We start from the raw sequence: 20,785 nt of genomic DNA, 5'->3' as shown, positions 1-20,785 counted from the left end.
AGAGATAGAATTCATACAGGTTTTCATAAGGCAATATCATTAAACACTCGGTAAAACTTTGTGAAATATTTGTGCAAGGCCATGCCCTAAAATATCATTTGATAAGAGAAAAGTCATTATTGATAAAGAATAGTAAATGGCTCTTATAAAAGTTTGGGTAAAGAGGAAGAAAAAAAACAATTTCTTGAACTTTGGCACGATGTTAGTGGAAAATTAATTATCAATGCTTAAAAGTAGGAATACTTCATTGATTTTTATGGGTTAGGGTACAGAAAGCCGTGCTTAATTTAAGTGCGGCTTTTTCACTACTAGGCAAGGGTTTGGTCAATCGTTGATCGCTTGTATGTCTTAATTTTTCGCTAACGTTTGCTACTTTAATAAAGCTATTTAAAGTTGTGTTGGTTTTCTTTCAAGTATCCAGAAACTTATCGTCCGAGCCTTCAGGAATACTAGCAGCGTGGTCGATACTAGCGTTGATTTCAAAGCCCAAAATAAGTACTAAAGCAATCAGGTACAGCCATACCATAAGGGCTATAAATGTACCAATTGTACCATAAAGACGGTTGTAAGAAGCAAAATTAGATAGGTAATACGAAAAGCCATTGGTAATTACAATGGTCAGTATAGACGCTGTAATAGACCCAACATTGACAAACCTCCATTTTTTGTGAATCGCTGGCCCCCAGTAATATACAATAGAAATTACCACAAAAAACAAGGAGAATATAACCAAGTAGGTAAGTACCTGCAAGATATAAAAAGTAAAATCAGGATTAATGATTCCTCCCTCAAACAGGGCATCTACCAACAGCCGTCCTACAATCAATACCACAATCGATACGATAAGTACCAAGGTTAGCAGAAAATTCATCATTACGGCTATGAGGCGGGCTTGAATAAACCCTCTTTTTTCCTGTGCAGTATAAGTTAGGTTAAAAGCCCTCATCAAAGCCATTGTGCCACTGGTAGAGGCATACAAGGCAAACAAAAAACCTAGTGAAAGTACCCCACCACGAGGCTTACTGACAATTTCGACAATAGTACCCTTGGCTTCATGAAAAATACCTGCAGGCATTACCTCAGATAATAAATTGATAATCCGTTCGTCGAGGTTGTCGACAGGAATATAAGGAATTAATGAAAACAAAAAGATAAGCGTTGGAAATACCGCCAAGGTAAAATTATAGGCTACCGCTGCCGCACGTACATCTATATCAAACTGAATAATTTTATGGATCAAAATTTTAAGTACATGATATACCGTGGCGGTAGTATTTTGCAAATGTGTAGTTTGCAAGAAATACAATATAATTTTATAAAGTTTTGTAGTTTTAACTTTCTTCAGCATTCAATATTTGTTTATACTTTTCGATGTTTTGCCTTAATTATTGAAAATATTTGGCCAATTTATCTAATAGTTCCAGAGGAGCTTTGGTTAGGCGGTTGGTTTGTTTATTGACAAAAACCAAGGTAGTTTCGCCAGTATGTACCAGTGCACCTTTTGAATTATATATTTCATACAAAAATATAGCTCGTGTAGATGGCACGGTCTGTAAAATAGTTTTTATGGTTAGTAAGTCGTCGTACAAAGCAGGGGCAATATATTTTGATTTGTTTTCGTATACGGGCATCATTACACCCGAATCTTCCATTTCTTTATAGCTAAAACCCAAGCTTCGGAGGGCTTCTACCCTACCTATTTCGTACAACCGAGCATAATTGCCGTAATAAACGTAGCCCATTTGGTCGGTATCGGCATAACGAACTCGATAAGTAAACTCGTGATAATACATGAAGATAATTAATTATTAGGAAATTTGAAAGGATGAAAACCAGCACGTTATGGGTTAGCGAACTATGGTTATTTCACTAACCCAGATATTGTTGCTTATTTATGAATATTGAGTTTATTCAAAGCTTCTTGATAAATACGGGCGTTGTTGAGGTGATCGGTAAAGTTTTCTGCAAAATTGTGATACCCTGAAAAATCTTCTTTTGCACAAAAATACATATACTTATGGCGTTCGTAGTTCAATACAGCATCGATAGAATTGAGGTCGGGCAAATTGATAGGCCCAGGAGGCAACCCTATTACTTTGTAGGTATTATACGGTGAATTGATTTTAGTTAAAGTACTATTAACCCGTTTAATGGTAAAATCTTGATGAGCAAATACTACCGTTGGATCGGCTTGCAGAGGCATTCTGGCGTTGAGTCTGTTCATATATACGCCCGCAACCCTTGGTTTTTCGTCTGCTTTTTTGGTTTCACCCTCTACTATGGAAGCCATAATTTGTGCCTTAATAGGGTCTAGGCCAATAGCGGCGGCTTTTCGTTTGCGGTCTTCTGTCCAAAACTTTTTATACCAACCGTGCATAATATCAAAAAACTCGTTGGGAGTTACATTCCAGTATACATCATAGGTATTAGGCAAAAACATACACATGATTGTTTCGGTGGTAAAGCCGTATTTACGAGCTACCGCCGAATCGTTGAGCATCGTAGCCAATGTTGTAGAATCAAACTGAAAGCGATTTCCAATTTTGTGTACCAAATCTTTTTTCAGACGGATATTATTGAAAGTCAACCTAATAGGGTCTTGACGGCCACTTCTTAATTTTTTAATCAACTCATAATTACCCATTTCAGCAGTAATCACATAACGACCTTCACGTACATTTTCTTTGTATTTCAAAAGTTTGGCCAAAAATTTAAAAGAAAGCTCATCTTTTACCACTTTGTGTACTCTTAACGAATCCCAAACAGTATCGAAAGTAGCCCCTTTAGGAATCAACAAAGCAAAGCCTTTTTTCTCATCTACTTGGTAATTAGGCGTTTTGGCAATTTGCCAAACATAATAGGAAAACATCGTTGCAAATAACGCAAAAGCAAGGATGACGTATCTAATTAACTTATTATTTTTTTGCATTTTAGATTGAATTTGAATAATCGTCTTCAGGAATTAGGCAACAGGCTGTACGCTATAAATCTTATACAAAATCGATATTGAAACGAGTAGCCAAAGCTTTTAAATCATTGACAACAGGTTCAAGTAACTCAATACCATTGGCTTTGCGTTCTGCTTCCAAGGCTCGCTCAGGGTCGCCCGGAATCAACACACTTTTGCCTTCTACAGCCGAAGCCGAACGAAAACGGTTTATCCATTTGTCCATGTCGGCCTTAAATTCATCGGCTGGACGGAAACCGTCGATACGCATTGCACCCAAGAAATGCCCAGTACCTTTACCCACTTGCTCGCCAGCGGCCATAAAGCCCGCCGTTGCAAATGGTGGCACCCAAGGCCCAAAATTTGCTCCCGAAAGTACCCCCGAGAAAATATCTACAATAGCCCCTAAGCCATAACCTTTGTGCGAGCCATGCTCACGATCGCCACCCAAGGGCAGTAATGCTCCGCCATTTTTTACGGCATTGGCATCGTCGGTAGGTGCACCTTCTTTGTCTTGTACCCAACCAATAGGAGCTGGAGCCCCTTTACGCTGAAGAATTTCCATTTTGCCATAAGCTACGGCTGTTGTAGCAAAATCGGCCACAAATGCAGGGTTTTCGGCAGCGGGTACAGCTACAGCAATAGGGTTGGTGCCTAATAATTTTTCTTTTGAAAAAGTAGGCGTTACCAATGGAGCGGCGTTGGTCATAGCCCACCCAATCATATCGCTCGATAAAGCCAGCATGGCATGATAGCCTGCAATACCAAAGTGATTAGAGTTTTGTACCGAAATCCAGCCCGACCCTACAGCATTGGCTTTCTCCATGGCTATCTTCATCGCTTTGGGTGCTACCACCAATCCCAAACCTTTGTCACCATCGACAACCGCCGTAGAAGGTGTTTGGTGAATAATTTTTACAACAGGGTTTGGATTTAAGCGTCCATTGTCGTATAATCGTACATAACCGCTCAATCGGGCAATTCCATGAGAATCGACCCCACGTAAATCGGCCGAAATTAATACATTTGAAGCTAGCTCGGCATCGTCTTCAGGACAACCGATTGACAAAAATACTTGCTTAATAAATGCTTGAAGTTGTGTATATTGAAAAATCATTATCTAGTAACTTTGTGTATTGCTTTGAGATTTAATTCGGCAAAATTACAAATAAATGTTCGATGAAAGAGGCACATACTTGAATTTCGCTATTATTTAACCACTTTAGATAAATAAACATTTTGAAAAACCCTATAATTCTTCTCTACACAAGCCTAGTATTCGTGTGTGTTGTTTTCCAACCTCGTTTTGTGAGCATTTATTGTTATGCCCAAGCTCAAAATATAAAAAAAACCAAAACTTCTGAGTTGATGGACACGCTATATCTGAGTGTAGAGCGTAACATAAAGGTGGGGATTAATAGAAGCATTGTTTTTCATAATGTATACACCAATGGCAAAACGATTTATGATACTCGTACAATCAATATCAAACTATCAAACCCTTGGAAAAAAAACATTAGGTTGATTGTCGAAGAAATGATTCCTAATAGCAAAGACCCCAAAGTACAGCTCGAATTGTTCGAAAACTCAGATGCCGATATTGACTTCAATAGTAATCGACTTATTTGGAATTTAGAGCTAAAACCCAAAGAAATCAGGAACCTTGAGGTAAAATACAAAGTTGTGTATCCACAAGGGAAACAAATAATCGGAATACAAAATGTCCTTCAAATTCAAACGTATAAGCGCAAAACTCTTTAGCTATTTTGTAAAGGGTTTATTATTATTAGCTCCTGTATATATTACAGGCTACATCATTTTCAATCTTTTGGCGTCGCTCGACGAACATTTCTATTTCTATTTTAGGGGTGCAGGCTTGGCGGTTATTGTAGCCATTATCATGACGGTAGGCTTTTTGGGTTCTACTTTTATCATGATTCCTGTTTTCAAAATTTTTGAGGAAGGATTATCGCACCTACCTTTGGTAAGGCTTATTTATTTTTCGCTCAAAGATTTGGTTCAGGCTTTTGTTGGCGACAAGAAAAAATTCAATCAGCCAGTACTTTTTGTCCTTAATAAAGAAAGCGATGTACGAAAAATTGGGTTTATTACTCAAACAGATTTGGGCTTTTTGTCGTTAGAAGGATATGTGATGGTGTATTGTCCACATTCTTATGCTTTTTCGGGCGAAATGTTGGTAGTACCCAAAGCCAATGTTACTTTTCTTGACCTACCTTCGTCAGATGTCATGAAAATGATTATTTCGGGTGGGGTATCGTTGACACAGGAAGTCGGAAAATAATTTTCTGAACAAGGGGTATTTATCTCAAACGGTTGATCATCACAACACAAACTTCATATATACTCATATTCCAAATCAAACAACAGGTAATATTTTTTATTTTTAATCTTTTCACTATGGAATTCCTTTCAAATGTGAGCATTTGGGTTTGGGTTGCTTTACCCCTTTTCATTCTTGCTCTACGAGACATCTTACAAAAAAGACACACGATTCAACACAATTTTCCTGTAATTGGACACATCAGGTACATGCTCGAAAAAATTGGCCCTGAACTTCGCCAATATATTGTAGCCAACAACCGTGAAGAATTACCCTTTAATCGTGGTGAAAGAGCATGGATTTATGCTTCTTCTAAAAAGGAAAATAACTTACAAGGGTTTGGTTCTGACCAAGATTTTTCGGCTGTAGGTTATATTTTTATTAAACATGCCATGCTTGGCTACAAACTGCCCAACAATCACCCCAACCTCAAAGACCCAAGTGCAGTACCTTGTGCCAAAACTATCGGTGAATACCACAAACGCAAAAGACCTTACAAACCCTCTTCTGTAGTTAATATTTCGGGGATGAGCTACGGCTCGTTATCGGCCAAAGCTATTGAGTCGCTCAACCGTGGTGCTCAAAAGTTTGGATGCTACCATAATACAGGCGAAGGTTCGCTTTCGCCCTATCATAAATTTGGAGCAGACGTAGTTGTCAATATTGGTACTGCGTATTTTGGCGTAAGAGACGACGACGGCAACTTTTCTCTGGAAAAGCTGATAAAAATGACACAGGATAATCCTTTTGTAAGAGCCTTAGAATTAAAGCTTTCACAAGGAGCAAAGCCTGGGAAAGGAGGCGTATTGCCTGCTTCAAAAATCACACAAGAGATCGCTGACATCCGTCATATTCCGATGGGAAAAGATGTTATTTCGCCAGCATTCCACTCGGCCTTCTCTACTATTCCCGAAATGGTTGAATTTATTGAACTGATGGCCAATAGCACAGGTATTCCTGTGGGTATCAAGTCGGCTGTTGGTAAATTAGAAATGTGGGAAGAATTGGCTCAATATATGGTAAAAACAGGTAAAGGCCCAGATTTTATTACTATCGATGGTGGCGAAGGTGGTACAGGAGCAGCTCCTCATGCTTTTGCCGACCACGTATCGTTACCTTTTAATTTTGCTTTTACCAAGATTTACAAAATTTTCCAAAAACATGGCCTCACCGACAAGATCGTATTTATCGGTTCGGGCAAATTAGGCTTCCCTGAAAAAGCTATGATGGCGTTTGCGATGGGTTGCGACTTGATTAACGTAGGCCGTGAGTCGATGATGGCTATTGGCTGTATCCAAGCTCAGGTATGCCATACCAACCGCTGCCCAACAGGTATTGCTACTTCCAACAAATGGCTACAAGGAGGTATTGACCCTACTTTAAAAAGCGAGCGTTTTTATAACTATTTAAAAACCCTTAATAAAGAAATTTTAGAGATTACTCATGCGTGTGGCTATGAGCATCCGTCGCAAATGACCATGCGAGACGTAGACATGGCTATGGGCGATAACAACAAAACACAATCGCTATCGACAACCTTTGGTTATGATAAAACGCCAGTACCCTTCAACAACGTAGAAACGCTTCTAAAAAGTGAATTTTTAGGCGGTAAGCACTAACATAAAGACAATCATACCCTATAGCTCAGAGAGTGAGGTCTCTACTCGCTCTCTGTTCTGCATTCATCATAATTCTCCCAAAAAACTCCCGCTTATTTATTGAAGAATCTAGGTTTTTTTACGTATTTTACACTCCTATTGCTTTTTTTCATCGCTAGATACGAAATTAGCGACCCTAAGTAAATCTCCACTTTATGCTTTGTTATTAAAACCAGTAATTGATAATTTATGTACACCCACATTAGAGAAGTAGTTTTACAATACGTGCCAGATTTTACGGAAGAGGAGTTAAACGCTATTGAGAAAAATTTTTATCATAAATCACTCAAAAAACATGAGTACCTATTGAAGGTTGGGGAGGTAGCCAATGAAGTTGTTTTTATTAATAAAGGAATCATGAGGAATTATGTTCCTGTTCCCAATAAAGGCCAAATCACTAACTATTTTGCCGAAGAAAACATGTTTAATACTTCATCCGTTAGCTTTTTTACTCGAAACCCGTCATTTGAGGCTATTCAGGCTATCGAACCTTGTAAAATATTAGCCATCCAATACGACAGCCTTCAGCAGCTTTACAACCAATATCATAATTGGGAAAAGTTAGGTCGCTTATTTGTAGAGTCTATTCTTATAGAGCAAGATTTTAGACTCAGGTGGTTTATTGAACAATCTGCTCAAGAACGCTACGAAAAATTTTCGCAAAATTATCCTCATTTATTGCAAAGAGTTCAACAGTATCATATTGCCTCTTATTTGGGAATAACCCCCGAATCGTTGAGCAGGTTACGTTCAAGAAGCCAAAAAAATCAATAAGGCTACTATAATACCCTTTTTGCCCCTACTCAATCAACCCCCAAAACAGTATTATAACCCAGAGAAGTCAGTTTGGCTTCTCTTTTTTTGTGATTGCCAAGGGTGGGTATCTACGCTTACCACAAAAACTACTATCTTTGTAGTATGTTATCTATTAATAATCTTTCTTTCTATTTCGGAAGTCGCCCCCTATATGATGGGGCCAATTTACATATCAAACCCAAAGATAAAATTGGGCTTATTGGTGCTAATGGTACAGGAAAATCTACGTTATTGAGGCTTATCTCGGGCGAATACCAGCCCGATGGTGGCAATATCTCTAAATCAGGAGATTGCTCGATTGGTTTTCTCAATCAAGATTTACTGTCCTATCAATCAGAAGACTCCATCTTGTCGGTAGCTATGCAGGCCTTTGAACGCCAAAATTTCTTGCAAAAAGAAATTGATAGAATTCTGCACAAAATGGATACCAATTATGAAGACAACGATGTAAATATATTGGCTCGCCTCCAAGACGAATTCGATGCTTTGGGTGGCTATACGATGCAATCTGAATCAGAAGCTATTTTGGAAGGGCTAGGCTTTACTACCGACGACCTGTCAAGACCCCTAAAAACTTTTTCGGGAGGCTGGCGGATGCGTGTAATGTTGGCCAAGTTGTTGTTACAAAGGCCATCCCTTTTGATGCTCGATGAACCAACCAACCACCTTGACTTACCTTCTATTCAGTGGGTCGAAAATTATATCAATAATTATGAAGGAGCTATTATTGTAGTTTCGCACGACCGCTATTTCCTCGACAACACTGTCAATACTATTGTAGAAGTTTCGGGGGCTAAGCTTACGCCTTATTCGGGTAATTACTCGTTTTATATAGAAGAAAAAGCCCTTCGCAATGAAATACAAAAAGGTGCTTACGAAAACCAACAGGCTCAGATTCGTCAAACAGAACGATTTATCCAACGCTTTAAGGCTAAGGCTACTAAGGCTCGTCAGGTACAATCAAGGGTAAAGTCGCTTGCACGCCTCGATATTATCGACGATGTAATTGACGAAACTGCCAAAGTAAATTTCAAATTCAACTTTGGTACTCAACCTGGGCGTTTTATTATGCACCTCGAAGACGTAACAAAGGCTTATGGCGACAAGCGTATTTTGACTCATACCAATGCTATTATTGAACGTGGTGACAAAATTGCCCTCATTGGTGCCAACGGTAAGGGTAAGTCTACTTTGCTAAGAATTATTGCAGGCACAGAACAAGTCAATGGCGACCGTAAGCTTGGCCATAACGTTATCGACTCGTTTTTTGCCCAACACCAACTCGAAAGCTTGGATGTAGAAAATACCTTGCTCGAAGAACTCAAAATGGCTGGTACGGCCAAGCTTGAAACAGAATTAAGAAGTATTTTGGGCTGTTTCCTGTTTTCGGGAGAAGATGTTTTCAAAAAAATCAAAGTTCTTTCGGGTGGTGAAAAGTCAAGAGTAGCCCTTGCAAAAGTACTGATTTCGGAGGCCAACTTTTTGCTCCTAGATGAACCTACCAACCACCTCGACATGATGTCGGTGAATATCTTGATTCAAGCTTTACAACAATACGAAGGTAGTTATGTGGTAGTTTCGCACGACCGTTTCTTTGTATCGGAAGTGGCCAACAAAATCTGGTATATCGAAGACGAGCAAATCAAGGTATATCCTGGTACTTACGAAGAATACGAAGCTTGGCAAGAAGAACGTGAGGCCAACGAGATAGAAGAAAAAGCTACTCCTAAAAAGCAAGAAAGTCCTAAAGCAGCAGTAGTCGAAAAGCCTACAGTAAGTGATTTTGCCAAAAAAGAAGCTCAGAAAAATATCAAAAAGCTTAACCAAAAAATAAGCGAGCTAGAAGATACTATTACTAGGCTGGAAGCACTGAAAGCTGAAACTGAAAAACAGCTTGCCGACCCAACAATTTTCAATGATAATGGAGCGTTGAAACAAGTAAATGCCGACTACAAAAAGGTACAAGAACAATTACAACAAGCCAACGACAACTGGGAAATGGCGATGTTAGAAATAGAAGAGTTAGAAACAAGTATCAGGTAGGATTACTTGGTTTTGCTCTATTATTGCTTTACTCTATGAAAAAACAATCATTATTATCATTGGTAAAAAAGTCTGTTTTCTGGAATTCGTTTTGGAAAACAGGCTTTTTTCTTTGTATTAGCCTTGTAGCTTTTGCCCAAAAAAGAGCTAAAGAGCAAGTGGTAGAAAAAACACTTCTTTATGAAGATAAAATCTATGAACCCTATATCAAAACGCCTCTTTTGTACCCTTACGATGGCACTAGCAGTGTACAAGCTACCCTAAACCCGCCAATAATAAGTTTACAAGAAAATGCTACGTTAAGGTTAGAATTTGACTGCTTAAATCCTGCTGTTCAAAACTTTCGGGTCAAAATTTATCATTGTAATTCTGATTGGACACCCTCGGCTCTTAGCGAAATAGAATATCTTCCCGAATACAACGATTTCCCGATTTATGATTACCGTACATCTTTTGCCACCAAAATCCCCTATTATCACTTTGGTATAGAACTACCCAAAGTAAAAATGTCGGGCAATTATCTAGTGGTAGTGTATAAAGGTCGCAACGAAAAAGACCTTGTGCTATCACGTAGGTTTATGGTTTTCCAAAACAAGATTGGTGTAGGAGGACAAATCGTTTTTGCCAATATAGCCGATAAACGCCGAACTCATCAGCAAATCAATTTTGCTATTAATTACACAGGCTACGAGATAATCGACCCTAAAAATGATTTAAAAGTGGTGATTCGTCAAAACTTCCGAGATAACAAATCCCTTACCAACCTCCCTCCTTTTATGGTAGACAATTTCAACCGAAAGCTTGAATACCAGTTTTTTGATGGCGAAAATAGTATTGAAGGAGGCAATGAATTTAGGATGTTTGATATACGAAGCACCCAACAGAAATTAGTCAATATTTCACATATCTTTCAAGGCGAAAAAGAAACGGTGATAGAACTTAGCTATGATAAGCCCCAAAACGGATTGGCTTATGTAGATACCAAGGATTTGGATGGCCGATATGTGATTGACAATTACGAAACCAACCAAGGAGCTACCGAAGCCGATTATGTAAGGGTTAGCTTTCAGCTTAGAACCGACTCGCTAGCCAATAAAAAGGTGTATATTAACAGTTCGTTTAATGATTGGCAACTCAACGAAAACAACCTGATGCACTACGTACCCGAAAACCAAGCCTATGAGGCATTTATTCAGCTCAAGCAAGGCATTTATAATTATCAGTACGTTACGGTAGATCCTCAAGGGATAATCAGCGAACGAGAATTGGAAGGAAGCCATTCTCAAACCGAAAATGTTTACGAAATTTTGGTTTACCATCGTCCTATTGGTGGGCGTGCCGATGCCCTCGTTGGCTATGCTCTTATCAAAAGCCGTTAATTAGCTTTTTTTGTTTAAATCTTCTTACTCCAATACCAAAGCTTTTTGAAATTTATATAATCTATTTTAATCTGAAATGCACAATTAGGGCAAACAGAACACTTACAATACCGTTACTATTCATACCCAAGTCCGTTTTAAGAAGAATTCAACTTTTGATTATTTTATGAAAAAATTACTCTTTATACTTTTATCATGGCCGCTTTTGCAAAGTTGTATGCCATTACCTTCGGGGGGCTACGGCAATTCGTCGGATACTAATTCAGGAAATGGAAGCCAATATCCTAGCCAGCAAACACCTGCACCATCGGGTAGTGGCCGCTCGGCCGACCCCAATATTAGTGTCGAAGACATTCGCTTGTCGGGGCAATATACCGTTTTGTATGTATCCTTTATCAATAATAATTCGGCACGCCGCGACCAGTCTGGACGTGTTGTTGATGACGGCTCACAAGAAATTGCTTTTCACCCGAGTGCTCGCTTGGTTGGAGCAAACGGTGCTAGAGAGTTTCGATTTGTTAAAGCTGAAGGTATTCCTGTTGAGCCTCAACGCAAAAAGACATACGCAGGTACACGCACCAATTTTGTTGTGTATTTTGAACGCCTCGACCCCGGTATCGAATCATTCGACTTATTTGAATGCAACGATTATGACCACCTAACCTGCTGGAATGTATACGGGCTGTATGTCAAGAATCCTAGCTCTGCCCAAGTGCCTACCCAACAAGTACCTAATCAAAGCCCTAATTATCCAAGTCAGACACCGTCGATTCCAGCCCCTACCAACCAGCCCAATACGCCTACCAAAAAGCCTAAGTCTGGAAAAGTAGGAGAAGTAGACACTACACCACAACAACAAAGTACTGAGCCGTCGAGTGTATTAGTGGTAGGTATTGTGCGTGATGCCAAAACCAATCGCCCCATTAGTGCTACCATTGATTTTACGGTTTCGGGTAGTAACAAAAAAATTGATTCAACCCAAAGCTTTGCTAGCACGGGGATTTACAGAATGAACCTTAAACAAGGGCAAGTATATACCTATGTAGCTCATGCAAAGGGCTATTTGGCAGCCAATGATTTTATTGATTTGAGCAAAAGCGTAGTAAATAACAAGCTTACCAAAGATATTTTACTAAATCCGATTCAGGTAGGTGACAAAATCACCTTGAAGAATATCTATTTTGAAGTATCAAAATCCGACCTATTACCTGCTTCATTTGCTGAATTGAACAAACTGGTAAGTATGATGGACGAAAACCAGAACTTAGAAATCAGACTAGAAGGCCATACTGATATTGTGGGCGACCCCGAAGCAAACCAAGAATTGTCGGAAGAAAGGGTTATTAACTGCAAAGAATATTTGATTAAAAAAGGTATCTCGGCCAATAGAATTCAAGCAGTAGGTTATGGAAGCACAAAGCCTATTATCAAAAAAGGTACAGACGAAGAACGTAAAGTAAACCGACGCGTAGAGTTTGTTATTTTGAAACTATAAACATAAGTAATCCCGATTTTTCAGATAAAAGGCGGTCGAAATTAGTTTTTCGACCGCCTTTTTTGATTAATAGTCACGATGGAATACCTCGTGAATCCCAATATACAAACAAGAGGTTTTTACTTTAAATTATCCCAAAACTTGGGAAGACTCATGTTTATAATCTATTCTTACACATTGAAACGGAAGTGCATAATATCGCCATCTTGTACGACATACTCTTTACCTTCAACACTAATCTTACCAGCTTCACGGCATCCTGCTTCAGATTTATACTGCTGATAATCAGCAATTTTAATCACCTCAGCACGAATAAATCCACGTTCAAAATCTGAGTGAATTACACCAGCCGCCGCAGGGGCTTTCCATCCTTTTTGGATAGTCCATGCACGTACTTCTTTGACCCCTGCCGTAAAATAGGTAATCAAATTTAGTAAAGCATAAGAAGCACGAATCAATTGAGCCAAGCCCGATTCTTTCAAGCCATATTCTTCCAAGAACATCTGACGGTCGTCTAAATCCTCAATTTCAGCAATTTGCGATTCTACAGAAGCACAAATAACAATGATCTGAGCACCTTCCTCAGCAATAGCTACACGTAGTTGCTCTACGTATTCGTTTGTACCAGCTTGGATAGAATTTTCGTCAACATTGGCCACATAAATTACGGGCTTGTCGGTCAACAAAAACAAATCACCTACAGCTTCGTGCTTGATGTCGGGGTCTAGCCCTTGCACTGTTCTAGCAGACTTACCAGCTTCCAAAGCAGCTTTATATTGACCCAACACACCTACCATTTGTTTAGACTTGGCATCGCCAGCTTTGGCAGCTCTTTCAAACTTTTGGAGTTTCTTTTCTACCGACTCTAAATCTTTCAACTGCAATTCAAAATCAATAATTTCTTTATCAGAAACAGGATTAACCCTCCCTTCAACGTGAACGATATTGTCGTCAGAAAAACAACGCACGACATGAATAATAGCATCAACTTCACGAATATTGGCCAAGAACTTATTGCCCAAGCCAGCTCCTTGCGAAGCCCCTTTTACTAAACCAGCAATATCAACAAACTCAATCACCGTAGGCAATACTCGTTGAGGATTCACCAATTGCTCAAGTATCGTTAAGCGTTCGTCAGGCACTGTTACAACACCCACATTAGGCTCGATTGTACAGAAAGGATAATTGGCCGCTTCGGCCTTATTAGAAGAGATTGCACTAAAAAGAGTAGATTTTCCTACGTTTGGTAAACCTACAATACCACATTGTAAACCCATTTATTGTTTATTAATTTTCGACACGTCCTAAGAATCATAAAGTAACAAAGTTACGCTAATATTCCTTCAACAACAAAAAGCCTCTGAAAAATCAGAGGCTATGTCTTTCCGGATTTGTAATGAGCAGGATATATTAGAATTTCCTAGACCACCCTTTCCCATTCAAAATCATGTGTTACTCCCACTTCAGGTCGCTACCAAACCCTTCGTCCTCTTCACGGTTAAATTGTGAAAAATCAACATCAGGTAATAATTCATGCTTTACATGTTCTACAGCTTCCTTCAATCCTTCCAAGAATTTATCGAAGTCCTCTTTATAAAGGAACATCTTATGTTTCTCGTAAGCGAAGCCATCATCTTTTTGATAACGACGACTCTCTGTGATAGTGATGTAATAGTCGTTTGAGCGAGTTGATTTCACATCGAAGAAATAAGTCCTTTTCCCCGCTCTAATGCGTTTTGAAAACAATTCTTCTCTTTCTCTTTCTTCCACTGTACTATTAAAATTTAGGGTTTATGGATTGGTAAAAGTAAAAATTTTATTGATTCTAACAAAAAAAATGCAATAAAATAAAATTTGTTTTTTGGACTTTTAAACTAAATTTTCACCAATAAAAATATAACAAAACCAATAAATATTTTTATTTTGATTCCAAAAAGCATAGATTTGCATTTAGTACTTTTACATTTTTATACCTTATTTTTTTTTAGTAACTTCGTCAATAATCTAATCACTACCCATGAAAAAACGACATCTTGGAATACTTACCATTTCGCTATTAGTCGTTAACCTAAAGCCCTCAAATGCTCAAAAGTTAGGTGACGAATCTTATGGAATCGCCTCTTTTTATGCTAACAACTTTTATAATCAGCCTACTTCTACAGGCGAAATTCTCAAGAAAAACCAATATACCGCCGCTCACATGACCCTCCCCTTCGGCACGATGCTCGAAGTAACCAATTTGGCCAATAAAAGATTTGTGATTATTAGAATCAACGACCGTGGGCCCTACAAACCTGGCCGTATTATCGACCTTACCGAAAACCCCGCTAAATGGCTCAAAATGAGCAAAGAAGGACTTACTAAAGTAAGACTCAAAGTAGTGGGTTTTGATGGCGACATTATGCTAGAATCCTACGATTCATTGAGTATTGTTGCTTCGCCAAAACTCGAAACCAAATATTATCAAAAACCTATTATTCAACATAATAAATACTATCGCCTCCGCAAAAACTGGCATAAACGCAAATATCCTCACCTCAAATACCGCCGCTTGAAAGTAAACTCGTATCTCCGAAAGCTTTCTCGCCAACGCAAAAATGCACAAATACAAGCCCAGAAAAAAAAGTAATTAAGACCCAAACACAACTCTTATTAATCCTCTCGATAACCCCATATAGGCATATTGGCCTATTATATTGCTTTTTTCTTGATTCACAGTACTTATTTCTCAAGATTTGAGTAGGTATGTGGGTACACAAAATTGTAGATTTTCAAGATTTAACCATTTTTACTAATTAAACTATTTTTAGAACTATCTTATAGAAAGCCTATTACAAGTACTGTGTTTTCTAGTATTCATCTCTGTAATTCAACAAAATACCCCTTTGATAGCCGTTTACTATTTTTTTGTTTGTACATTGCCTCATAAAAGCCTTTATTTTGGCCATATTTTATGGCTAAATTTAACAAATTATGGTACTTCTTTAGTGCAAAGGAGTATTTCAATACTTACCTAATTGAACCCATCAGAAGCCCTACGGCAATCCTTTAATCCTAAAATCCTGCTTGATGTGCTTAATTTGTGTGAAGAAAGTTTGTAAATTGGCACGATATTGGTCGATTTGCCAAGCAGATAAAAATATATTATGGATTTAGCAAAAATACGAGAATACGGCAATATTGAATTTTTGGCCAAGCAAATGGTCGAAGGTTTTATTACAGGACTTCACAAATCACCTTTTCATGGTTTTTCGGTCGAGTTTGCAGAACATCGTTTGTACAATACAGGCGAAAGTACCCGCCATATCGACTGGAAAGTATACGCCAAAACAGACCGCATTTACACCAAGCGATACGAAGAAGAAACCAATCTGCGTTGTCATTTACTGATTGACACCTCTTCGTCGATGTACTACCCCGAAAATACACAAGGCAAAATCACTTTTTCGTGTATGGCGGCGGCGGCACTAGCTTTTATGTTACAAAAGCAAAAAGATGCCGTAAGCCTTACTACTTTTTCAGATAGCATCGAAATACAAACACCGATGAAATCGACACCGACGCATATCCATAAAATTTTATTGGATTTGCAAAGCTTAATGCAAAAGCCTCTAGCCAGCAAATCAACCGCTGTAGCATCTGTTATCCACGAAATTGCGGAGAAAATTCATAAACGCTCGTTGGTTATTTTGTTTAGCGATATGTTCGATAATATCGTAGAAGCTGAAATTCTGTTTTCGGCATTACAACACCTCAAACACAATATGCACGAGGTGCTTATTTTTCATGTAACCGACAAAAAAACAGAATCAGACTTTGCTTTTGAAGACCGTCCTTATGAGTTTATCGACCTCGAAACCAACGAAAGAATCAAATTAAACCCCGCTCAGGTAAAAGACGACTACCAAAAAGTACTAAAAGCATTTTACCAAGACCTTAAACTACGCTGTGGACAATATAAAATCGACTTTATAGAAGCCGATATTGCAGAAGGTTTTGACCAAATTCTATCATCATATCTGGTCAAAAGAACCAAAATGAAATAGTATAATAAAGGGGTATAGCCAAGCTACACCCCTTTATTATACTATTTCACTAATTTTTACACTGAATCTCAAAACTCTATCATCCAATAATATTTTTATTTATAGAAGTATCTTTCTTACAATCTCCTCCATATTTTTGATAGTAATATTACCTTTTCCTACAATCTTTTTTTGTGCATCTATAATATAAATCGTTGGTGTATATTGAGCATCAAATTCCTGAAAAAAGCTTATATCTCCAGTGCGGTCTATTGTATTTATAAAAGACTCCATCTTATATTGTTTTACAAAATTTTGCCATGTTTCGAGGTCATTACCAAAAATAGGAGCAAAAACCTTCAATCCTTTGTTAGCGTATTTTTGGGCTAATTCTACCAATTGGGGCGTAAATTGCTGACAATGCCCACAATCTGCCGAATAGATATAAACAATCGTACATTTGGCATTTATTTGGTGTAGTTGCAGTTCTTTTCCCGAAAAATCACTTAGGGTTACATTCGGAATTTTACGGCCAATCAGTAGTTTATCAAGATAATATACTCGCTCTTTTACTAACTTGATAGTAGTTTCGTCCCACATCTGAGGTTCTTTCAAATAGTAATTTTGCATGATGTATACAAAAACGGCATCATGCCCCATGGTTTTACTATTCTCAAAGAAATTAGCCATTTTAGTAACCAAATATTTCCGAATTTCGGTTTTCGACTGGGTTTTGGCAAGGATTTTATCTACCAAATGATTAAGCGAATCAGTTGGTAAAAAATATAATTGTTCAAAATAAGCCCCCACCGCCTGATACAAATAGGGCGTTCTAATCATCCGTGGGTCGCTTAGGTCATAGTTATCAAAATAATGCTCTACAAAAAACTGATTAGCCCATAGTGGGTCTTCGCTACCGTTGTCAAGCTTGGGGGCTACAGGCAAATCCATGGGCATAGTAGCCTTAATAAGCTTAGCAGCATACGTTCCTTCAAAAGCCTTGATAAATTTCTTTTTGTACAATTCTAATTCATACTGCAAAGCATATTGTTTATTGAGCAACAACGAATCTGATACCGCCCCTATACTGGCTATCCGTTGGGCATCTTTTATTATTTTTTGTTGGTAGCTATAAAACAAATCATTTTCACGCGAACCCTTAAATTTGAGTGTATTAAATAAATCTTTGGCATCGGCTTCAATAGAAAAGTGTTGTTCCACAACTAATAAATCTATACTTTGCCAATGTCCAATCATAAGGTTGTACAAACCTTGTTCAAGAGCTTTTTTCCCTTGAAAAACTAGCTCTCCATTGGCATTTATCTTGGCCGAATCTTGAATATAATTGAGATTTTCGTAATAATAGGTCAGGTAGCATACAGAATCTTTGAGCCCTTTCAGTTTGGCATCGATTCTATAACCTTGCGAAAAGATATGTTCAGAGCAGAACAATATGCTCAGAGCTATAAAGGCAATAAATAGTTTGTTCATACTAGGCAGTTAATAAAATTTAATTAAGTGGTCATTTTTGAGAAACAATACAAACAACTGATAATCAATAAAATACAAATCAAGACATATATATTTATTATACTCAACCGCAAAAAGGCAATATACTATTGAAATTACCCAAAGGGAAATCAACAGTATATTGCCTTTTTGCTTCATGAAATAGCTATTTATTTGCCAATGCGATTGGCATGTTGTTTTCTATGAAAATCTATAAAATCTTCGATTTGTTCAACAGGCAAGCGTTTGGCCAAAATTTTCTTATCTTTATCCAACACATATACTACAGGCGTTGCATAAACATCAAAGGCATTTTTAAAATCGGTATAGTATTCTTCTTTTCCTGTTTGTGGGTTTTTGTGAATATCTATTCCATTGATTAAATCGCCAAACTTAAATTCCTTGATAAAGCTTTTCCATTTTGATGGTGTTCGCTCAATCGATGCTGCAATCAATCTTACATTCTTGCTTTTGAGCGACTGGTACATTTTCTGTACTTTTGGAGCCGACTCACGGCAATGCCCACATTCGGGGTCATAAATAAAGACAACTGTATAATCGCCAGGGATTCTTTTTATATCAATTTCTCGGCCTAAAGTATCGGTCAAATACATATCGGGAAACGGCTTGCCCAGCAATAGTGGCTTCAATATAGCCACACGCTCCTTCATCTTACGAACCGTACTGGTATCCCAAAGGGCAGGCTCGCCGATATAATATTTTTCGGCCATGTGTACAAAAGCCCCGTCAGTACCCAATATTTTAGGGTTTTCGTACTGACTTGCGATTTTGTAAATAGCATATCTACGCATATCTCTCGACTTGGTTTTTGCCAAAATCTTATCGGCTTCCAACGAGATAGAATCGGCTTGCTGAGCGGTCAGGTCTTCAAAATAACGTTCTAATTTCTTTTGAAAAAATGGCGAACGCATCAAACGGTCGTCGGTCAAGTCGAAATTATCCCAATAATGGCTTTTGTAATAGGTAAATTGGTACTGATAAAACGCCATAGAGTCGGCTTTGGTAACCAAGGGCTTGCTGAATGGTGGAATATCGGGTTCTTGAGCCGCTTTGATTAATTTGGCTACTAGTGTACCTTCGTTTTGGGTAAACCACGTTTTTTGAAACTGCGTTATATCGTCTTGAGCCTTTTTAAAAGCAGCCTCGACATTGGGGTCTTTTTTATTTTTTCGGGCAGCATCTAGCTGTTTGATTTTTTCAAATTTAGCCGACATATCTTGCTGAAACTGAAAAAACAACTGGTTCTCTTTTGAGCCAACAACCTTCATTTTGTTAATCAAATTGATGGTATCTGTTTCAAAAGAAAATTCGGGATTACCAATAACAATGTCTAAATAGCGTCCTTTAGGCAAAGCCACCAAATACAGCCCTTCTGGCAAAGCTTTATTGCCCTGAAAATGAAACTTACCCTCGGCATCCACAATAGCGGTATCTTTGATAACCTGTTGGTTGTATCCAAAATAATGAGCCAAAAATACGGTTGTATCTTTAAGCCCCGCTATTTTTCCTTTTATTGAAAAACCTTCTTTGGTTTGAGCCTGAAGGGTATTGAACCAAGAAACAAGAGCAAATAATAAAATTATTCTTTTAAAATACTGTTTCATTTTATCTTTATTTAACTTGAATTATGAGAACCAACTACTATAGAGTTTGGGCAAAATACTAACGTTTCATTTTCAAAGTTAGTCTGACTTACTTTAATTGACAAAATATATTGTTTTTTGTCGTAATAAAGCATTCAAAAATCACTCCAATCCCATTTTACTTGCAACAATTATGTTTTTTATACTATCCAAAATCCTTTTTTACTTGCTAATGCCTATTTCATTGATACTCATAGCACTGTTAGGAGCTTATTTTTCGGTCAAATACCGCAAACAGTGGATTATAGCTTCAATAAGTTTTTTGATGCTTTTAGGCAACTCTTTTTTAATTAATGAAGCTTATTTGCTTTGGGAAATTCCTCAGCCAGTAACTACCCAACACTACGACCTCGGGATAATCCTTACGGGTGGAATGATGACTCAAAAAGATAGCGAAGCTAATCAGATTTTTGTTGGAAAAACAGCAGATAGGTTTATACAAGCTTTGAGGTTATATAAAAAGGGGCAAATTAAAAAAATCATGATTTCGGGAGGTGTTTCTACCGTATTACCCCAGCAGCTTGAAGGCGACAACGAAACCTACAAAACGGCACAAATTTTAGAGGAATTGGGTGTAAACCCTTCAGATATTATTTTGGAAACACAAGCACGTAACACCCATGAAAATGCCCAATATTGTGCCAAACTTCTACAGCAAATGCCTCAATTAGGCACAAAAGTTATTTTGTTTACGTCAGCATTTCATGGCCGAAGGGCACAAGGTTGTTTTGCTAAAGCAGGCGTATCGACTACACTCTTTAGCTGTTCTTTCAAATCGGTAAAAAGACAATGGGCTTTGGATATTCTGCTATTACCAAGCGAAACCGCTTTGGCAGATACTTATCAATTAATACACGAAATATTGGGATATATCGTGTACAGAATGGTGGGGTATTGTTGATGAAGCA

The 20,785-nt window shown here is 38.0% G+C and carries 18 protein-coding genes; 10 read left to right on the top strand and 8 right to left on the bottom strand.

The window, feature by feature from the left end:
* Positions 1 to 409: 409 nt before the first annotated feature.
* From FLEMA_RS67670 to FLEMA_RS0105900, 4 genes are all read right to left on the bottom strand, one after another.
* Complete coding sequence (locus FLEMA_RS67670; RefSeq protein WP_044170922.1) at positions 410 to 1,348, bottom strand: YihY/virulence factor BrkB family protein; 939 nt, start codon at positions 1,346 to 1,348, stop codon at positions 410 to 412.
* A gap of 37 nt (positions 1,349 to 1,385) precedes the next feature.
* Positions 1,386 to 1,793: an acyl-CoA thioesterase gene (locus FLEMA_RS0105910; RefSeq protein WP_026994666.1), complete on the bottom strand. Its 408-nt coding sequence runs from the start codon at positions 1,791 to 1,793 to the stop codon at positions 1,386 to 1,388.
* A 95-nt stretch (positions 1,794 to 1,888) separates the two neighbouring features.
* Positions 1,889 to 2,929: an endolytic transglycosylase MltG gene (mltG, locus tag FLEMA_RS0105905; protein WP_026994665.1), complete on the bottom strand. Its 1,041-nt coding sequence runs from the start codon at positions 2,927 to 2,929 to the stop codon at positions 1,889 to 1,891.
* A gap of 61 nt (positions 2,930 to 2,990) precedes the next feature.
* Positions 2,991 to 4,064 (bottom strand): Ldh family oxidoreductase, encoded by a 1,074-nt coding sequence (locus FLEMA_RS0105900; protein WP_044170919.1) that lies wholly within the window; start codon positions 4,062 to 4,064, stop codon positions 2,991 to 2,993.
* Between the two features lie 191 nt (positions 4,065 to 4,255).
* On the opposite strand from FLEMA_RS0105900, the gene FLEMA_RS0105895 reads away from it, so the two are divergent.
* From FLEMA_RS0105895 to FLEMA_RS0105865, 7 genes are all read left to right on the top strand, one after another.
* Entirely contained in the window at positions 4,256 to 4,708 is a 453-nt protein-coding gene (locus tag FLEMA_RS0105895) for a DUF4139 domain-containing protein (RefSeq protein WP_026994663.1), read from the top strand.
* Positions 4,668 to 5,249 (top strand): DUF502 domain-containing protein, encoded by a 582-nt coding sequence (locus tag FLEMA_RS0105890; protein WP_026994662.1) that lies wholly within the window; start codon positions 4,668 to 4,670, stop codon positions 5,247 to 5,249. Before FLEMA_RS0105895 ends, FLEMA_RS0105890 begins: the two co-directional genes overlap by 41 nt.
* 116 nt (positions 5,250 to 5,365) lie before the next feature.
* A complete protein-coding gene (locus FLEMA_RS0105885; protein ID WP_026994661.1) occupies positions 5,366 to 6,907 on the top strand; it encodes an FMN-binding glutamate synthase family protein in 1,542 nt (513 codons plus the stop codon).
* A gap of 228 nt (positions 6,908 to 7,135) precedes the next feature.
* Positions 7,136 to 7,720, top strand: a complete 585-nt coding sequence (locus FLEMA_RS0105880; protein WP_026994660.1) for a Crp/Fnr family transcriptional regulator — start codon at positions 7,136 to 7,138, stop codon at positions 7,718 to 7,720.
* A gap of 144 nt (positions 7,721 to 7,864) precedes the next feature.
* On the top strand, positions 7,865 to 9,805 hold the full coding sequence (locus FLEMA_RS0105875; protein ID WP_026994659.1) for an ABC-F family ATP-binding cassette domain-containing protein: 1,941 nt from the start codon (positions 7,865 to 7,867) through the stop codon (positions 9,803 to 9,805).
* A 35-nt stretch (positions 9,806 to 9,840) separates the two neighbouring features.
* Positions 9,841 to 11,184, top strand: a complete 1,344-nt coding sequence (locus FLEMA_RS67665; RefSeq protein ID WP_052353982.1) for a type IX secretion system plug protein — start codon at positions 9,841 to 9,843, stop codon at positions 11,182 to 11,184.
* 166 nt (positions 11,185 to 11,350) lie between these two features.
* On the top strand, positions 11,351 to 12,679 hold the full coding sequence (locus tag FLEMA_RS0105865) for an OmpA family protein (protein ID WP_026994658.1): 1,329 nt from the start codon (positions 11,351 to 11,353) through the stop codon (positions 12,677 to 12,679).
* A gap of 170 nt (positions 12,680 to 12,849) precedes the next feature.
* On the opposite strand, the gene ychF is transcribed toward FLEMA_RS0105865, so the two are convergent.
* Together ychF and FLEMA_RS0105855 are read right to left on the bottom strand one after the other, a co-directional pair.
* On the bottom strand, positions 12,850 to 13,956 hold the full coding sequence (gene ychF / locus FLEMA_RS0105860; RefSeq protein ID WP_026994657.1) for a redox-regulated ATPase YchF: 1,107 nt from the start codon (positions 13,954 to 13,956) through the stop codon (positions 12,850 to 12,852).
* A 175-nt stretch (positions 13,957 to 14,131) separates the two neighbouring features.
* On the bottom strand, positions 14,132 to 14,449 hold the full coding sequence (locus FLEMA_RS0105855) for a DUF3276 family protein (RefSeq protein ID WP_026994656.1): 318 nt from the start codon (positions 14,447 to 14,449) through the stop codon (positions 14,132 to 14,134).
* Positions 14,450 to 14,696: 247 nt separating this feature from the next.
* Between FLEMA_RS0105855 and FLEMA_RS67660 the strand changes: the two genes are divergently transcribed.
* Positions 14,697 to 15,308 (top strand): septal ring lytic transglycosylase RlpA family protein, encoded by a 612-nt coding sequence (locus FLEMA_RS67660; RefSeq protein WP_052353981.1) that lies wholly within the window; start codon positions 14,697 to 14,699, stop codon positions 15,306 to 15,308.
* A 517-nt stretch (positions 15,309 to 15,825) separates the two neighbouring features.
* Positions 15,826 to 16,725, top strand: a complete 900-nt coding sequence (locus tag FLEMA_RS0105840; RefSeq protein WP_044170911.1) for a DUF58 domain-containing protein — start codon at positions 15,826 to 15,828, stop codon at positions 16,723 to 16,725.
* A 99-nt stretch (positions 16,726 to 16,824) separates the two neighbouring features.
* On the opposite strand, the gene FLEMA_RS0105835 is transcribed toward FLEMA_RS0105840, so the two are convergent.
* Together FLEMA_RS0105835 and FLEMA_RS67655 are read right to left on the bottom strand one after the other, a co-directional pair.
* Positions 16,825 to 18,195, bottom strand: coding sequence for a TlpA family protein disulfide reductase (locus tag FLEMA_RS0105835; RefSeq protein ID WP_026994654.1), 1,371 nt, complete (start codon positions 18,193 to 18,195; stop codon positions 16,825 to 16,827).
* A gap of 188 nt (positions 18,196 to 18,383) precedes the next feature.
* Positions 18,384 to 19,838, bottom strand: a complete 1,455-nt coding sequence (locus tag FLEMA_RS67655; RefSeq protein ID WP_044170908.1) for a TlpA family protein disulfide reductase — start codon at positions 19,836 to 19,838, stop codon at positions 18,384 to 18,386.
* 172 nt (positions 19,839 to 20,010) lie between these two features.
* Between FLEMA_RS67655 and FLEMA_RS0105820 the strand changes: the two genes are divergently transcribed.
* Positions 20,011 to 20,778, top strand: a complete 768-nt coding sequence (locus FLEMA_RS0105820; RefSeq protein ID WP_026994653.1) for a YdcF family protein — start codon at positions 20,011 to 20,013, stop codon at positions 20,776 to 20,778.
* The last annotated feature ends 7 nt before the right edge of the window (positions 20,779 to 20,785 follow it).

Source organism: Flectobacillus major DSM 103, assembly GCF_000427405.1.
Classification (GTDB): Bacteria; Bacteroidota; Bacteroidia; order Cytophagales; family Spirosomataceae; genus Flectobacillus; species Flectobacillus major.
Note: the sequence above shows the minus strand (reverse complement) of the source record. Positions and strands in the feature narration are given on the sequence as shown.

Coding starts and splice junctions, on each gene's coding strand:
- FLEMA_RS0105865 (WP_026994658.1), top strand. CDS start 11,351: ATGAAAAAATTACTCTTTATACTTTTATCATGGCCGCTTTTGCAAAGT.
- FLEMA_RS67655 (WP_044170908.1), bottom strand. CDS start 19,838: ATGAAACAGTATTTTAAAAGAATAATTTTATTATTTGCTCTTGTTTCT.
- mltG (WP_026994665.1), bottom strand. CDS start 2,929: ATGCAAAAAAATAATAAGTTAATTAGATACGTCATCCTTGCTTTTGCG.
- FLEMA_RS0105875 (WP_026994659.1), top strand. CDS start 7,865: ATGTTATCTATTAATAATCTTTCTTTCTATTTCGGAAGTCGCCCCCTA.
- FLEMA_RS0105820 (WP_026994653.1), top strand. CDS start 20,011: ATGTTTTTTATACTATCCAAAATCCTTTTTTACTTGCTAATGCCTATT.
- FLEMA_RS0105840 (WP_044170911.1), top strand. CDS start 15,826: ATGGATTTAGCAAAAATACGAGAATACGGCAATATTGAATTTTTGGCC.
- FLEMA_RS0105885 (WP_026994661.1), top strand. CDS start 5,366: ATGGAATTCCTTTCAAATGTGAGCATTTGGGTTTGGGTTGCTTTACCC.
- FLEMA_RS0105880 (WP_026994660.1), top strand. CDS start 7,136: ATGTACACCCACATTAGAGAAGTAGTTTTACAATACGTGCCAGATTTT.
- FLEMA_RS67665 (WP_052353982.1), top strand. CDS start 9,841: ATGAAAAAACAATCATTATTATCATTGGTAAAAAAGTCTGTTTTCTGG.
- FLEMA_RS0105900 (WP_044170919.1), bottom strand. CDS start 4,064: ATGATTTTTCAATATACACAACTTCAAGCATTTATTAAGCAAGTATTT.
- ychF (WP_026994657.1), bottom strand. CDS start 13,956: ATGGGTTTACAATGTGGTATTGTAGGTTTACCAAACGTAGGAAAATCT.
- FLEMA_RS0105910 (WP_026994666.1), bottom strand. CDS start 1,793: ATGTATTATCACGAGTTTACTTATCGAGTTCGTTATGCCGATACCGAC.
- FLEMA_RS0105835 (WP_026994654.1), bottom strand. CDS start 18,195: ATGAACAAACTATTTATTGCCTTTATAGCTCTGAGCATATTGTTCTGC.
- FLEMA_RS67670 (WP_044170922.1), bottom strand. CDS start 1,348: ATGCTGAAGAAAGTTAAAACTACAAAACTTTATAAAATTATATTGTAT.
- FLEMA_RS0105890 (WP_026994662.1), top strand. CDS start 4,668: ATGTCCTTCAAATTCAAACGTATAAGCGCAAAACTCTTTAGCTATTTT.
- FLEMA_RS67660 (WP_052353981.1), top strand. CDS start 14,697: ATGAAAAAACGACATCTTGGAATACTTACCATTTCGCTATTAGTCGTT.